The following is a 13276-nucleotide window of genomic DNA, read 5'->3' as shown; positions in this document are numbered from 1 at the left end:
AAGACCTGTTCCAGCGTCAGGCGTGGCACGTTGGCCAACGCGGCCCGGTCGCCCTGATCAAGAGCACAGCCGCATTCGCGCCGCACGGCGGCGGAGGGCAGGGCAGGTAGACGCACTGTCCTGGCGTCGCTAGGAGGCTGATTGTCTTTCACGGCCGCCAGGCCCGGTGCGGCGGGAACCTATGAGTTGCCGATCGATGCCGCCGTCCCGGGATGCAAAGGGCTATCAGAATAACTTAGATGCCTGCAGGACTCCTGCAAAGGTTTTGGATCCGACGCGCGCCCGTTCTGGTACGCGCGTACCGCCATGCGCTGCCGGACAGGACCCGGCAGGCTTAGGACAACGCTCGCGACCCGGCTGTCGAAAGGGGATCGATCACAGCGCGGCGCCGCAGCCGCGATCGCGCGCAGGGTGCATTCATGATCGCAGCGCGGGCTGCGCATGCCTTCGTCGCCGAGACCTCGCCTCCGTTGAAGCCGACGTTTAGCCCCTCGAGAGGTGCATTAAGGCAGCGGAGGTGAGTGCTCGCCGACGGCTGACTCCGGACCTAAATTGGGAGTGCATGGTTCGCCCGTCGACGTCGCGGGCGCCGCGAAATCGGTGAACTCGCACAGTGCACCGGGCGTAGCAGGCGCACGGTCCCATAGCAAGGCACAGCGGGTTGATCGTCCGCCCGCTGGACGCGCCTCGGACTACCGGGCTATGGCGAAAGACGGTCCCCGAACAGGGCGTAGGGCGCCGTCTCGTGCGCGTTCACAGCGAAGCAATTTGATCGGCGACATGGTCCTTGCCCGTATAGCCGTCGACGAACGAATAACCGGTGTGAATTCCCCAGAGCGTGCGAAAGAGGCTCTTGAGATTATCCGAGTCGAGGTGCACCGCCTCGGCACGGACCGCCCAGCCGTAAAGGTCCTTCATCCGCTCGAAGGCGACGTCGCTGCGGGGCTCCAAGGCCGCGAGTGCGACCTGGCCGATAGCGGACATGGTCGACATCAGCGCAGCGGTCAGCCCGGACCGGTGCGAGTGAACATTCCGATCGGTGCTCGCAGCCCAGCAAGCCCGGTCCCGCTCAGCCGCCCGCTTCGGCGGCGGCGTTGAAGGGGTAGGGCGCCAGCAGCGCCATCTCGTTCGGGACGAGATGCCAGAACGCATCGCCCAGCGGGGTCAGCACCTGCACGAACAGGCGCGTGAGCGCGCTCTCGGGCGTGAGGTTGAAAGGGACGAACGTCGTCGCCCACTGGCCGGCCACGACCGGGCCGATGCGTTTGCGAAGCTCGGCGTACATCGCCTCCCGAATGCCGGCGGGGTCGGGTACACGCTGTTGCTGGGCGAGTGCCGCGCCGTGGCGCGTGGCCGCCCAGCAGCAGTAACGCCATTGCGCGGCCGAGAGCTCCAGTCCGCACTCGCGCTGGACGAACACGAGGTCCTGCGCCCAGGCCGGGTCGAACTGGTGGCGGGTGAGCTGGGTCTCGAAGAAGCGTTCGCCCTCGGCGATGGCGAGCTCGCGCCAGAGCCGCATGCGAAGGGCGATTGCGTACTCATCGCGAGGAACGGACTGCAGGAACTCGTGCAGCGCCAGAACAAGACCATCCTCGATATACGCGGTCCACAGGTAGCGCCACTGCAGGCCCTCGATGGGCGTGTCCCGGGCATGCGGGGCGATTTCCCAGCGTGGGTCCGGCCAGGGCACATCGATGAGGCCCATCTCCCGCAGCTCGGCCATGACCGCGAGGGTCATCCGCCGCGTCGGCGCGACTCGCAGGCGCCGGTTCGACGCATCGAGCAGGGCCGCCAGGTGCAGGGCTCCCGGGACGCCGAGGTCGTCGATGGTCGGTGGCGGCACGGAGGCCATCGCGATGGGCGTTCTCGGCTGCGCTACCTATCAGGATAACTTAGTATCGCCGACAAACGGACTTTCCCACCCTAAGGGCCGAACCTTGTGGGGTGGTCTGGTGGCGGGGAAGGCCCAGGAAGTCTCGATCTTCGGTATTCGCCTGCGCGAAGCGCGGGAGCGCTTGGGCATTAGCCAGATGGAGCTTGGTCGACGCGTGAGCATGGATCCGGACGTGGCGAGCCCTCGGGTCAACCAGTACGAGAACGGGGTGCACATCCCCCACCACACGACAGCCGCGCGCATGGCGCGCGAGCTCGGGGTGCCGCTCGCCTACCTCTATGCCGAGGATGACCAACTGGCCCGCTGGATCCTCGCATGGACGACCCTGACCGTGGCCGAGCGGCGGCGGATCCTGCAGGACCTCGAGGCCTGAGTCCCGGCTCCCCTGCACCCAGTTGCAGGCGGCGAAGCACCCTTGGTAGGCTCAACTCCGGCGTTACCGGCGCCGGCTGCTCACCTCGGCAAACCCTCGCGGGACGGTGCACTACGTCTACCCATGACTGATTCCCCTCTGTGGCGAATCTAGGCAGTGAGCACCTGGCTTTCGCCCACAGCGAGGAGTTAGCCATGCGTTTCATTCCTACGACGCCCGAGCGCGTCGAAACCCTGAAGAAGCAAGCCAAGCGCCTCCAAGGCACCGTGGGCGGCAAGCATGCCGACCGCTTGGATCGCGTTGCCCGCACTGCCGGGTATGAGCATTGGCACCACGTGACCCTTTGCCTTCGCGAAACCACGGGCGAGCACGCCGTGCGAGGGCTGCTCGCGGAAATCGAGAAGATCCTGGCGGCGGCCGCGTCCCACACCGGACGCCTGGTAGTGACAGGGCCTGAGGCCTGTGCGGAGCAACCGTTCGTTCTGTTTGCGACCGAGGACGGCGACGCGTGGATGCTCGATCCGGTCTACGACGGGGTCCTATGCCTGAGGTGGCGCGACGAGCGCCAATCCTTCCATGTCGTGGATGGAGCGAAGTCGCTTGAGATTCGCTGGAACGGAGCCTTTGAGCTCAACGGACCGTTTTTCACCGTACGCACCGACCATCCGGCGATCGGCAACCGCGGGATCGCGGGCTACCCGGTCGAGCAACTGCGAGAAGTGCTCGACCAGCTGCAATCCACGGATCGGCGCGCCGACACGATCTTCGGCCGCGCCACTGCGCTCGACCTCAGCGACGACGTCATCCGTGAGCTGGTGCGCACCGGTTGGGAGGAAGATCGCGTGCGCGACGCCGCGCGCCGTGGCGCGCAGTACTCGCCATCGCGCAACACGCTGCTGTTTCCCATGATGGGATCACTCTAATCCGGCAGCTGTCCGGCGCGGGCGGCTACGCCCGCAACCCGCATGACTGACTTCCCGTGTATGTCGGCGCAGGCAGCGTAGCCGCTCGATAGTCAGGTTACAAAGCCCCGGGGCGGCGTCCGCTTTCGACCCAAAGCGGACCTTCAACCAAAGGTGGTGCTTGGGCCCGATCATCGGTCCGTTGGCGCGTGGGACGCCGCATTGCCCTGCAGCGCATTCGAATCGGCCGCTCTCGACGGGAAATCTATCGCTGCGGCCAACGGCCCGGCCGCTGACCGAGCTCGGATCTACCTGTCGACCGACATACTGCCTTGACACGCCGCCTACAAATGCGAATCATTCGCATATTCGTGACTGTCGGTGGACCCATGACCCTTCGTTCTGCCCCGCTCCTGGGGCTGTTGCTGCTGCCCGCCCTCGCACATGCCGACGAGAACCTGCTCGGCTACGTGCGCGGCGCGGAGACCATCCCCAAAGGCGGCGCCGAGCTGTACCTCAAGGCGACCCAGCGCGCCGACAAGGGCATCGGCAGCTACCGCGCCACCGACTGGGAAGTCGAGTATGAGTACGGCGTAACGGACCGCTTCAACGTGAGCGCGGCGGTCGAGGCGATGTCGCTCGACACGCGCGGCATCGTGATCGACGGCTACCTGCCGGGCGACCGCGAGTTCGGCCTGACGTCCAGCGGGCTGGAGCTCGCCGCGAAGTACAACATCCTGCGGCCCGCGGCCGACGGGCTGGGCCTGTCGATCCGGGGCGCGCTCGAGCACAGCTGGATCGACAAGCACTCGGGCCGCGACAAGGGCACCACCAACATCGACGTCGACCTGCTGGCGCAGAAGTATTTCCTCGATGCGCAGCTGGTCTGGGTCGGCAACGTGGGCGTCGAAGGCACGTACGCCAAGCGCAAACCGATCGCCGACCTGCCCGAGGGCTTCGACTGGCCGACCGGCAACGAGATGGAAGTCGAGCTCAAGCTGGGCACGGGCCTGAGCTATCGCTTCGCGCCCAACTGGTACATCGGCGGCGAAGCGCTGTACGAGACCGAGTTCGAGACCGAGGTCGGGCAGGAGCGCTGGAGCGTGTTCGCCGGCCCGAGTCTGCACTACGGCAGCGAGCGCTGGTGGGCGACGCTGACCTACCTGCCGCAGATCCGCGGCGGCGGCGAGACCTATCCCGACCAGACCGACACCGACCTGCACCTCGTCGAGAAGACCAAGCACGAGGCGCGGCTGAAGGTCGGCTTCAATTTCTGAGGACACGTCGTGGCACGACGCTTCGAACTGCAATGGCTGCTGCCGGCGACCGCCGCGCTGGTCGCCGCGCCCGTCGCGGCGACTACCTACCTCAGCGTCGAGCAGGCGCAGCAGGCGTTGTGGCCGGGGCATGCGCTGCGCCCCGTCGCGGTGACGCTCACGCCCGAGCAGGCCAAGGCGGTGCAGAGGGCGAGCGGGCTGCGCGTGCGTGATCCCGCGCTGCGCGTCTGGCAGGCCGCGAACGGCGGCTGGTTCTACGTCGACCAGGTGCTCGGCAAGCACGAGATGATTACCTACGCGCTCGCCATCGACGCCGCAGGCGCGGTGTCGGGCCTGGAGATCCTCGACTACCGCGAGACGTATGGCGGACAGGTCCGCAATCCAAAGTGGCGCCAGCAGTTCGTCGGCAAGAAGGCGGGCGCGCCGCTCAAGCTGGACGTCGACATCGTGAACCTCTCCGGCGCCACGCTGTCGAGCGCGCACATCACCGAGGGCGTGCGCCGCCTGCTCGCCACGCACGCGCTGGTCGTCGCGCGCCGCTGACCCGATGGACGTGGCGCGTCGCGAGCGTGCGCGTCCGTGGCTCGGCACGACGGTCGTCGTGCGCGTGGCCGGGCCCGACGCCGTGCTGCAGCCGGCGATCGGTGCGGCGTTTTCCGCGATCGAGGCGGTGCACCGGTCAATGAGTTTCCACGAGGCGGCATCCGACCTCGCGCGGCTCAACCGCGATGCGTTCCACGCCACGCAACCCGTTCCGCGTCCGCTCGCGCGCGTACTGCGCGCGGCGCTCGCACTGGCGCGCGCCAGTGCAGGGCGATTCGATCCGACCGTCGCGGCGCGGCTCGTCGCGAGCGGTCACCTGCCGCGGCCCGACGGGCCGGAACCCGATCCTCACGCCGGTTGGCGCGACATCGATGTGGACGCCGTGGGGCGCGTGCGCTTTCGAAGGCCGTTGTGGATCGACCTCGGCGGCATCGCGAAGGGGTATGCGGTCGATCGCGCGGTGGACGCGGCGCGTCGCGCCGGTGCGACGGGCGGCGTCGTGAACGCGGGCGGCGACCTGCGCGTCTTCGGCGACATGCCCGAGACGTTCGCGGTACGCGATCCGCGCGATCCTGCCGCGTCGCTCGCCCTCGCCACCGTGCGCGACGCGGCCATTGCCACGAGCGGCGGTTACTTCAGCGCGCGGGGCGACGACACCGTGCTCGTCGACATGCCGCGCGGTGCGCGCGTCGCGCGCGTCGCGTCGGTCAGCGTCTGCGCGCCCCGGGCGATCTGGGCGGATGCGCTTACCAAGGTCGCCGCGGCCGACGAAGCGGCAGCGACGCCGTTGCTGCGACAATTGCACGCCCACGCCGCGCGCATCGACGCTGACGGCTCCGTCCGGACCTGGCCATGACGCGATCGCATGCCGCGCACCATCCCGAACGCCTGCGCCTGCCGCGATGGGTGCGCGGCTGGGTGTACGTCGGCGGTGGCGCCTGCGCGGCCAGCGGGGCAGGGTGGCTGCTGCTGCACACGTTCGTGCAGAAGGCGGGCGAGTTCGGTCCCGAGCCGCATCCGCTCGAGCACCCGGCGCTGGTCGCGCATGGCGTCACGGGCCTCATGATGCTGTGGGTGCTCGGCCTCGTCTGGTTGCCGCACGTGCGCCGCGGCTGGGCGCATCGCATCCAGCGCATCGTCGGCGGCACGATGGCCGCCGTGATGCTGTGGCTGGCACTCACAGCGGCCGGGCTCTACTACCTCGGCGACGAACGCCTGCGCGACGCGATTTCGATGGGGCACTGGTCGGTTGGCCTGTTCGGCATGCTGTGGCTGCCGATCCACATCTGGGCGGGACGTCGGCGGCTGAAGCGCTGAGGCATTACGCGGCGCGGCTATCCTGCGATTTCCGCCGCGCGCACCTGCGGTTCCGTTCGTCGCGGCAGACTATCTTCGCGCGACCCGATCTTGGCGCCGAGCTTGTCCAACCGATGCGGTTGAGCCCGCCGACTGGACTACGCGACGTCCGCATTTGGCCGAAAGCGGACGTCGGAACTGAGGGCCTCGTGCCACGATGCACGATCGTTAACAGCTCCGAATTCATTCAATGAGTTAGGCACTTTTATAGCGAATTATCCGGGGTTGGATAATTGCTCCGCGACCGTACGGTGGGATTGCTGGCGGCCGCTAACGACCCAAAGCGGACGATGAGCATCACGCAGGACGAGATCGGCGCCGTTTACGTGTTTTCGGGTCGAAGCCTCGGCCGCAACCATCCTGGCGCTCGGTCGAGCTACATGCGGCGACGAACGGCGTAACCTTTTCGCCACCGCCCACGAACTCCTGATTGCGAGGCCAGATCCGGCCCGCCCACCACCAGGAGATCCATCGTGTCCGACGCCCGCCCGCTTTCCGCCCTCGCGCTCGCCGCCGCCCTCGGCTCAGTGCTCGCCCTCGTCCCCCCTGCGCATGCTGCCGGCAAGCCGGCGACCGAGAAGTGTTTCGGCGTCGCCAAAGCCGGCAAGAACGACTGCGCTGCGGGACCCGGCACGACGTGCGCCGGCACCGCCAAGCGCGACGACGCGCCGAATGCGTGGAAGGCCGTTCCCGCCGGTACGTGCCTCAAGACCGCCTCGAAGACCTCGCCGACGGGCTACGGCCAGCTGCAGGCGTTCAAGCCCAAGCACGCCTGAAGTCGCTGGACCCTTTGGCCGCTGTGAACACCCGCCTCGCTTCGCCGGCGCTGCCCCCGGGCGCCGGCCTCGCCTTCAAGGCCGAGCACTTCGACGACTGGTGCCGGGCGCCGACCACGCCTGCATTCGCGGAGGTCCACGCCGAGAACTATCTCGTCAACGGCGGCATCCGGCTCGCGATGCTCGATCGCATCGCGGCATGTGTGCCGCTGTCGATCCATGGCGTCGGGCTGTCGATCGGCGGGGCGTCCATCGACGAACGCCACCTCGACCGCGTCTCGCGGCTGCTTGACCGCTATCCGCGTGCCGCGTTCTCCGAGCATCTTGCGTGGTCCTCGCACGGCGGCGTGTTCTTCAACGACCTGCTGCCGATCGCCTACGACGGCCCCACGCTGCGACGCGTCTGCGAGCACGTCGACCGTATGCAATCGCGCCTGCGGAGACGAATCGCGCTCGAGAACCCCAGCACCTACGTGGGGCTGGGGGCGAGCACGATGAGCGAGGCCGCGTTCCTGTCCGAGGTGATCGCCCGCACGGGCTGCGCGCTGTTGCTCGACGTCACCAATGTACACGTCAGCTGCCGCAATCACGGCTTCTGCATCGACGACTATCTTCGCGATATCCCGCTCGACGCGGTCGCCGAAGTGCACCTCGCGGGCTACACGGTCGATGCCGACGATCTTGCGGACATCGTGCTGATCGACACGCACGGTTCGGCCGTCGAGTACGCGGTGTGGGCGTCCTATGCCGACCTGCTCGGTCGGATCGGTGCGGTGCCGACTCTGATCGAATGGGACACGGACGTTCCCGCGTTCGATGTCCTGCAGAGCGAGCGTGCAAAGGCCCAGCGCCTGATCGACGCACACTCGCCCGCGGTAGCGGTGTCCGCATGACACCGGACGCGCTCGACCTCTGTGCGGCGGCCGTGCTGTCCGACCCCGTAGCGCCCGTCGGGGTGTTCGCGGCCACGGGTGTCAGCTCCACCCGACGCTGGTCCATCCATCGGAACACCGCGGCGTTCAGCCTTTGCGAAGCGCTCGCGGCGTCGTTCCCGGTCGCGCGTGCGCTGGTGGGCGATGCCTTCTTCGATTCGATGGCGCTCGACTTCATCCGCGTTCATCCGCCGCGCTCGCCGGTGCTCGTCGAGTACGGCGACGCATTCCCGGACTTCGTCGCCGTCCTGGCGTCCGAATCCGGCGTCCCCTACCTGCCCGACGTCATGCGCCTGGAGCGCCTTTGTACGCGTGCGGCGCATGCGGCCGATCCGGTGGCCGTCCCGCCCTCCACGTTTGCCGCGCTGGTCGCTGATCCGGAGCGCCTCGCCGCCACCGCCGTCCGCCTGCAGCCCGCATGCGGGTGGTTGCGCTCCGATCATCCTGTGGGCGCCCTGTGGCGTGCACATCTCACCGACGGGCCTGTCGACGCGGAAGAGCTCGCGACAATAGATCTCGACCGCGCCGAGGACGTGCTTGTCGTACGTGACGGTTTCGCGGTGCGCGTGATCACGCTGCCGGCGTGTGGGATTGACTGGCTCGATGCGCTGCAGGCCGGCATGCCGATCGGTGCGGCGCTGGTACTCGCCCGCAGCCGGCACCCCAACGTCGACGTGCACGCGCTCTTCTCGCTGCTCATCCAACACGGCCTCGTCGCCGAACTTCGTCACGCCTTGGAGACCTTCTGATGGACGCCCGAATCGCCCTTAGCACGCCGCTCGACGCGAAAGCCGGCGTCACGAAACCGTCGGTCGTCGCCCGTGTCGTCGGGTGGCTCAGCGATGACGTACTCGCGCTGCTCTCGCGTGGCGCCGTCGCATTGACCTTCTGGATCTCCGGGCAGACGAAGGTCGAAGGGTTCGTCGTCGACCCCATTAGCGGCATGGTGCACCCCGGCATACCGCACCTGTCCGACGCCGCGATCGATCTGTTCCGCGACGAGTACGCGCTGCCGTTGCTGCCGCCCGAGCTGGCGGCCACGCTCGCGGCCACCGCCGAGCACGTCTTCCCGGTCCTGCTGATCCTGGGCCTGGCAACGCGGCTCTCGGCGCTCGCTTTGCTCGGCATGACGCTGGTCATCGAGGTGTTCGTCTACCCGCTCGCGTACCCCACGCACCTCATGTGGGCGGTGCCGCTGCTCCTGCTGTTGCGCAATGGCGCGGGACGCTGGTCGCTCGATGCGCTCGTCGCCCGTCGCCGCCGCTGAGGCACTGTATCCGCAGCGGCTCGTCGCTCCGAACGCGGCGCCGTGCTTTGATGCCCCCGTACGACGTTCGCCGGACTCCAGGATGACCGACGCCGAGCATTCCGATGTCGACCTGCAGTGGGCCGCCTGGATGGCCGCTGCACAGGCGGGCGACAAGGCGAGCTATCACGCGCTGCTTCACGCGGTGACGCCGTACCTGCGTGCGATCGCGCGTCGTCGGCTGGGCTCGGGCGACGATGCCGAGGACGCCGTGCAGGACATCCTCATGTCGCTGCACCAGGTGCGCCACACCTACGAGCCCGGCCGTCCATTCAAACCCTGGCTCGCGACCGTGGCATCGCGCCGGTGCATCGACCTCCTACGAAAGCGCGGGCAACGCCTGCAGCACGAGGTCGCCGCATCGGAAGACGACGCGGCCTGCATCGCGTCGGACGACAATCCGGAGGAAGGCGCGATGCGCGAGCAGGCGGCGGCGTCGCTCCGCGATGCGTTGACCGCGCTGCCCGCGCGCCAGCGCGAAGCAGTGCGGCTGCTGCGCCTGAACGAGCTCTCGCTCGCCGAGGCGTCCGCGGAAAGCGACCAGAGCATCGGTTCGCTGAAAGTCGCCTGCCATCGCGCCCTCCGCTCGCTGCATGCCGCATTCACGCGGCAGGACGAACAACGATGAACGACACCGACCGCTTGATCGAACGCCTCGCGGAAGGCGCTCGCCCCGTACATCCGCTGCAGTCGCCGTTGCGGCGCACAGCCCAGTGGGCGGCCGTGATGGGCCTGCTGGTCGCGCTGATCGTCACGCTGCACGGCCCGCGCCCCGGCCTGATGCACGCGATGATGGTGCCGGGCACCGGGCTCGAATGGCTCGGCAGCGTCGCCACCGCGTGCCTGGCCGCGTTCGCGGCGTTCCAGGTGAGCGTTCCCGGGCGTTCGCCGATGTGGGCCTGGTTGCCCGTGCCGGGCATTGTGCTGTGGCTCGGCGGTCTCGTGATCGGCTGCGTGTCCGATGCCGTGCACATGGGCAGCGCCGCGTTTGCGTGGCAGGGGCACGTCGCGGAATGCGGACATGCGATCGCCATGTCGAGCATTCCCATCGGTCTGGCCATGCTGTGGATGACGCGGTATGCCGCGACGTCGCGTCCGACACCGACCGCGACGCTGGCCGCCCTCAGCGCAGCGGCGCTGTCATCGGCGGCCGTCTCGCTGATCCATCTGGGCGAGACATCGTGGATGCAGTTCGTCTGGCACGTCGGTGCGGTCGCACTCGTCGCGCTCGCCGGCCTGGTCGGCGGACGCCACGTGTTAGCTGCGCTCAACCGCATCGGGGTTCGCTGACGAACGGTCGAGCACACGACGTAACTTTTTCGCGCGTGCCACGAACTCCTTGGTGCGGATTGGCGCAATGCCACCGCGCGCCGGCCTGATCGCCGCGTCCATTTCGTTCCGTGACCCAAGGAAAACTCCGATGAAACTCGATTCGCTTTCGGCCGGCTTCGCCCTCGCGCTCGCCACGGCGGGCCTCGCCTCCAGTCTTCCCGCGCCGGCGCAGGCGGCGGCCGGCGCCAAGGTCGACCTCGTCCATTGTTCGGGGGTCAATGCGTGCAAGGGCCACAACGACTGCAAGACCGCATCGAACGCGTGCAAGGGACAGGGCAGCTGCAAGGGCCAGGGCTTCGTGGCCGCGTCGGCCGCGGCGTGCTCGGCGATCGGCGGCACGCGCGTCGACCCCAAGGTGCATTTCAAGGTCGCGGCGTCGAGCCAGGTCCAGTGCCACGGCGTGAACACCTGCAAGGGCCATAACGACTGCAAGACCGCCGAGAACGCGTGCAAGGGCCACGGCAGCTGCAAGGGCAAGGGCTTCGTGAACCTGCCCGCGTCGAGCTGCACGAACGTCGGCGGCACCGTCAGCTGACATGGACGGCCGCCGCGTATCGCAGCGGGATGACTCCGGCGCTTCGGCGCCGGAGTCTCGACCCTTCCTGGGCTTCGGGATGGGACTGCGCACCGTCTACTTCGACGAAATCCTCGCGCGTCCGCCCGCGGTGGACTGGTTCGAGATTACCAGCGAGAACTTCATGGTCGGCGGTGGCAAGCCGCGGCACTACCTGGAGCGAATACGCGAGCGATGGCCGGTGGTGATGCATGGCGTGTCGATGTCGATCGGCAGCACCGATCCCCTCGACATCGACTACCTCACCGCCCTGCGCACGCTCGCGCGCGAGATCGAGCCGGCGTGGGTGTCCGACCACCTGTGCTGGACAGGGGTCGGCGGCATCAACAGCCACGACCTGCTGCCGCTGCCATACACGGACGAAGCGATCACGCACGTCGTCTCGCGCGTGCAGCAGGTGCAGGACTTCCTCGGTCGCGAGATCGTGCTCGAGAACCTGAGCAGCTACGTGGAATTCGACAGCTCGGCCATGCCGGAGTGGGAGTTCGTTAGCCAGATCGCGCGTCGCAGCGGCTGCCGGTTGCTGCTGGACCTCAACAACGTCGTCGTCAGTGCACGAAACCACGGGCTTGCGCCCACCCAGTATCTCGACGGCCTCCCCGCCGACCGCATCCAGCAGATCCATCTGGCCGGACACAGCGACTACGGCGACTACTGCATCGACACACACGACCACGCGGTGCCTGATGCGGTGTGGTCGCTGTACGGACAGGCGATCGCCCGGTTCGGCTCGATCAGCACCATGATCGAGCGCGACGATGACTTCCCGCCGCTGGACGATGTCGTGGCGGAAGTCGCGCAGGCGCGTGCCATGCACGTGCGGTGGGCGGAGAATCAAGTGGGAGCCGCGGCGTGAATTCGCTGGCCGCGCTGCAGTCGTCGTTCCTCGCGCACCTACGCGCGCCTGCCGACGCAACTTTCGATAACGTGCGCGACGGCTGCGTGCCCGCCGCGACCGGATTGCGCATCTACGCGCACGCCTACCGTTCGCGGCTGGTGGAGGCATTGGAAACCGACCATCCGATGCTCGGCCTCTACCTTGGCGATGGGTTGTGGTCTGCCCTGTGCGACGGCTACATCGATGCGTACCCGTCGCGGGTGCGATCCCTCCGCGACTTCGGCGCGCGGCTGTCTGCTTATCTCGCGGAGACCGCTCCCTTTAACGACCAGCCGGCAATTTCGGAGCTCGCGCAGTTCGAGCGGCTATTGCTCGACACGTTCGATGCCGAGGATGCCGACCCGCTCGCGTTCGGAGCGCTCTCATCGATACCGCCGACGCAGTGGCTGGACGTCCGCCTCGGATTGCACCCCGCGCTTCGTGTCTTTCGCCCCCGGACCAACGCGGTGCAGATCTGGACAGCCCTGCGGGACGGCGCGGCACCACCGCCTGCGGCCGAAGGATCGATGCCCGCCTGGATCAGTTGGCGCGATGCGGACCGCATGGGGCGTTATCGATCGTTGCAGACCTACGAGCGGGCGGCCCTCGACGAGCTGATTGCAGGTCGTCCGATCGCTTCCGCGTGCGTCGCCATGACGAGCTACCTGGACGAGGCGAGCGTCGCCGGCCTGTTCGTCGAGTGGATCCAAGGCGTTTTTGGGGCGGGGTGGGTCATGCGCGTCGAGCAGTCTGGCGAGCGCTGATGCGTGCGGCTGCTTAACAGGGGCTCCACCCGCGCTCGGGCGGGGTCGATGTCCGCTTATGGCCGAAAGCGGACATCTTTATGCTGCGCAGCACCTGCATTACACCGCCCTGCGAAGCGGTGTTGGCTGGTACGGACTGCTACGTGCCTGAGCCCGCGTCGATGCTCGAACCGCTGCGGGTAAGACCTCAGCGATAGCAGCGCTCTCGCTGCCGGGCCGATCTTGTGTAGTGCGGCAGGTGCCGGTGTGCCCACGCTTGACGCACTCGGTGAAAGCTTGAATTGCGCGTGCAGGGGCGCGGAGAGTCTCCCAGCCAGACCTAATGCAGAGCGACCGCGTTCGAAAACGCGAGATTTGGTCCCCGTTCGCA

Annotated in this window: 17 protein-coding genes; 15 read left to right on the top strand and 2 right to left on the bottom strand. The window is 67.9% G+C overall.

Annotated features, from left to right (window positions below):
- Positions 1–753: 753 nt before the first annotated feature.
- Entirely contained in the window at positions 754–993 is a 240-nt protein-coding gene (locus ACY35P_RS06760; protein WP_462115068.1) for a hypothetical protein, read from the bottom strand.
- A 76-nt stretch (positions 994–1069) separates the two neighbouring features.
- Positions 1070–1852, bottom strand: a complete 783-nt coding sequence (locus ACY35P_RS06755) for a hypothetical protein (RefSeq protein WP_462115067.1) — start codon at positions 1850–1852, stop codon at positions 1070–1072.
- A gap of 4 nt (positions 1853–1856) precedes the next feature.
- On the opposite strand from ACY35P_RS06755, the gene ACY35P_RS06750 reads away from it, so the two are divergent.
- The 15 genes from ACY35P_RS06750 to ACY35P_RS06680 all read left to right on the top strand — a co-directional run bounded on the left by ACY35P_RS06750 (position 1857) and on the right by ACY35P_RS06680 (position 12906).
- The gene (locus tag ACY35P_RS06750; protein ID WP_462115066.1) at positions 1857–2267 is read left to right on the top strand and encodes a helix-turn-helix domain-containing protein; all 411 of its coding nucleotides are present in this window, start codon (positions 1857–1859) and stop codon (positions 2265–2267) included.
- A gap of 194 nt (positions 2268–2461) precedes the next feature.
- Positions 2462–3190, top strand: coding sequence for a hypothetical protein (locus tag ACY35P_RS06745; protein ID WP_462115065.1), 729 nt, complete (start codon positions 2462–2464; stop codon positions 3188–3190).
- 368 nt (positions 3191–3558) lie between these two features.
- A complete protein-coding gene (locus ACY35P_RS06740) occupies positions 3559–4446 on the top strand; it encodes a DUF6662 family protein (protein WP_462115064.1) in 888 nt (295 codons plus the stop codon).
- A 9-nt stretch (positions 4447–4455) separates the two neighbouring features.
- Positions 4456–4989 (top strand): FMN-binding protein, encoded by a 534-nt coding sequence (locus tag ACY35P_RS06735; protein ID WP_462115063.1) that lies wholly within the window; start codon positions 4456–4458, stop codon positions 4987–4989.
- A gap of 4 nt (positions 4990–4993) precedes the next feature.
- Positions 4994–5845 carry an FAD:protein FMN transferase gene (locus ACY35P_RS06730; RefSeq protein WP_462115062.1) on the top strand — a complete coding sequence of 284 codons (852 nt, stop codon included), beginning with the start codon at positions 4994–4996 and terminating at the stop codon, positions 5843–5845.
- Positions 5842–6306: a hypothetical protein gene (locus ACY35P_RS06725; RefSeq protein WP_462115061.1), complete on the top strand. Its 465-nt coding sequence runs from the start codon at positions 5842–5844 to the stop codon at positions 6304–6306. Before ACY35P_RS06730 ends, ACY35P_RS06725 begins: the two co-directional genes overlap by 4 nt.
- A gap of 512 nt (positions 6307–6818) precedes the next feature.
- Positions 6819–7121 (top strand): BufA1 family periplasmic bufferin-type metallophore, encoded by a 303-nt coding sequence (locus ACY35P_RS06720; RefSeq protein WP_462115060.1) that lies wholly within the window; start codon positions 6819–6821, stop codon positions 7119–7121.
- A 23-nt stretch (positions 7122–7144) separates the two neighbouring features.
- A complete protein-coding gene (gene bufB / locus ACY35P_RS06715; protein WP_462115059.1) occupies positions 7145–8014 on the top strand; it encodes an MNIO family bufferin maturase in 870 nt (289 codons plus the stop codon).
- The gene (locus ACY35P_RS06710; RefSeq protein ID WP_462115058.1) at positions 8011–8802 is read left to right on the top strand and encodes an HvfC/BufC family peptide modification chaperone; all 792 of its coding nucleotides are present in this window, start codon (positions 8011–8013) and stop codon (positions 8800–8802) included. The genes bufB (ACY35P_RS06715) and ACY35P_RS06710 overlap by 4 nt, the downstream gene beginning before the upstream one ends.
- Entirely contained in the window at positions 8802–9320 is a 519-nt protein-coding gene (locus ACY35P_RS06705; RefSeq protein WP_462115057.1) for a DoxX family protein, read from the top strand. Before ACY35P_RS06710 ends, ACY35P_RS06705 begins: the two co-directional genes overlap by 1 nt.
- Positions 9321–9402: 82 nt before the next feature.
- On the top strand, positions 9403–9987 hold the full coding sequence (locus tag ACY35P_RS06700; RefSeq protein ID WP_462115056.1) for a sigma-70 family RNA polymerase sigma factor: 585 nt from the start codon (positions 9403–9405) through the stop codon (positions 9985–9987).
- The gene (locus ACY35P_RS06695; protein WP_462115055.1) at positions 9984–10649 is read left to right on the top strand and encodes an NrsF family protein; all 666 of its coding nucleotides are present in this window, start codon (positions 9984–9986) and stop codon (positions 10647–10649) included. Before ACY35P_RS06700 ends, ACY35P_RS06695 begins: the two co-directional genes overlap by 4 nt.
- A 130-nt stretch (positions 10650–10779) precedes the next feature.
- On the top strand, positions 10780–11226 hold the full coding sequence (gene bufA2, locus ACY35P_RS06690) for a BufA2 family periplasmic bufferin-type metallophore (protein WP_462115054.1): 447 nt from the start codon (positions 10780–10782) through the stop codon (positions 11224–11226).
- Between the two features lie 79 nt (positions 11227–11305).
- Complete coding sequence (gene bufB, locus ACY35P_RS06685) at positions 11306–12121, top strand: MNIO family bufferin maturase (RefSeq protein ID WP_462115053.1); 816 nt, start codon at positions 11306–11308, stop codon at positions 12119–12121.
- Entirely contained in the window at positions 12118–12906 is a 789-nt protein-coding gene (locus ACY35P_RS06680) for an HvfC/BufC family peptide modification chaperone (protein ID WP_462115052.1), read from the top strand. The genes bufB (ACY35P_RS06685) and ACY35P_RS06680 overlap by 4 nt, the downstream gene beginning before the upstream one ends.
- Positions 12907–13276: the final 370 nt, after the last annotated feature.

This window comes from Lysobacter xanthus (assembly GCF_047159895.1).
The sequence above is the reverse complement of the archived record's forward strand: the minus strand, read 5'-3'. Positions and strand labels throughout refer to the sequence as shown.

Coding starts and splice junctions, on each gene's coding strand:
- ACY35P_RS06730 (WP_462115062.1), top strand. CDS start 4,994: ATGGACGTGGCGCGTCGCGAGCGTGCGCGTCCGTGGCTCGGCACGACG.
- ACY35P_RS06750 (WP_462115066.1), top strand. CDS start 1,857: ATGGGCGTTCTCGGCTGCGCTACCTATCAGGATAACTTAGTATCGCCG.
- ACY35P_RS06710 (WP_462115058.1), top strand. CDS start 8,011: ATGACACCGGACGCGCTCGACCTCTGTGCGGCGGCCGTGCTGTCCGAC.
- ACY35P_RS06760 (WP_462115068.1), bottom strand. CDS start 993: ATGTCGACCATGTCCGCTATCGGCCAGGTCGCACTCGCGGCCTTGGAG.
- ACY35P_RS06700 (WP_462115056.1), top strand. CDS start 9,403: ATGACCGACGCCGAGCATTCCGATGTCGACCTGCAGTGGGCCGCCTGG.
- ACY35P_RS06695 (WP_462115055.1), top strand. CDS start 9,984: ATGAACGACACCGACCGCTTGATCGAACGCCTCGCGGAAGGCGCTCGC.
- ACY35P_RS06745 (WP_462115065.1), top strand. CDS start 2,462: ATGCGTTTCATTCCTACGACGCCCGAGCGCGTCGAAACCCTGAAGAAG.
- ACY35P_RS06725 (WP_462115061.1), top strand. CDS start 5,842: ATGACGCGATCGCATGCCGCGCACCATCCCGAACGCCTGCGCCTGCCG.
- ACY35P_RS06755 (WP_462115067.1), bottom strand. CDS start 1,852: ATGGCCTCCGTGCCGCCACCGACCATCGACGACCTCGGCGTCCCGGGA.
- bufB (WP_462115053.1), top strand. CDS start 11,306: ATGGGACTGCGCACCGTCTACTTCGACGAAATCCTCGCGCGTCCGCCC.
- ACY35P_RS06705 (WP_462115057.1), top strand. CDS start 8,802: ATGGACGCCCGAATCGCCCTTAGCACGCCGCTCGACGCGAAAGCCGGC.
- ACY35P_RS06740 (WP_462115064.1), top strand. CDS start 3,559: ATGACCCTTCGTTCTGCCCCGCTCCTGGGGCTGTTGCTGCTGCCCGCC.
- bufA2 (WP_462115054.1), top strand. CDS start 10,780: ATGAAACTCGATTCGCTTTCGGCCGGCTTCGCCCTCGCGCTCGCCACG.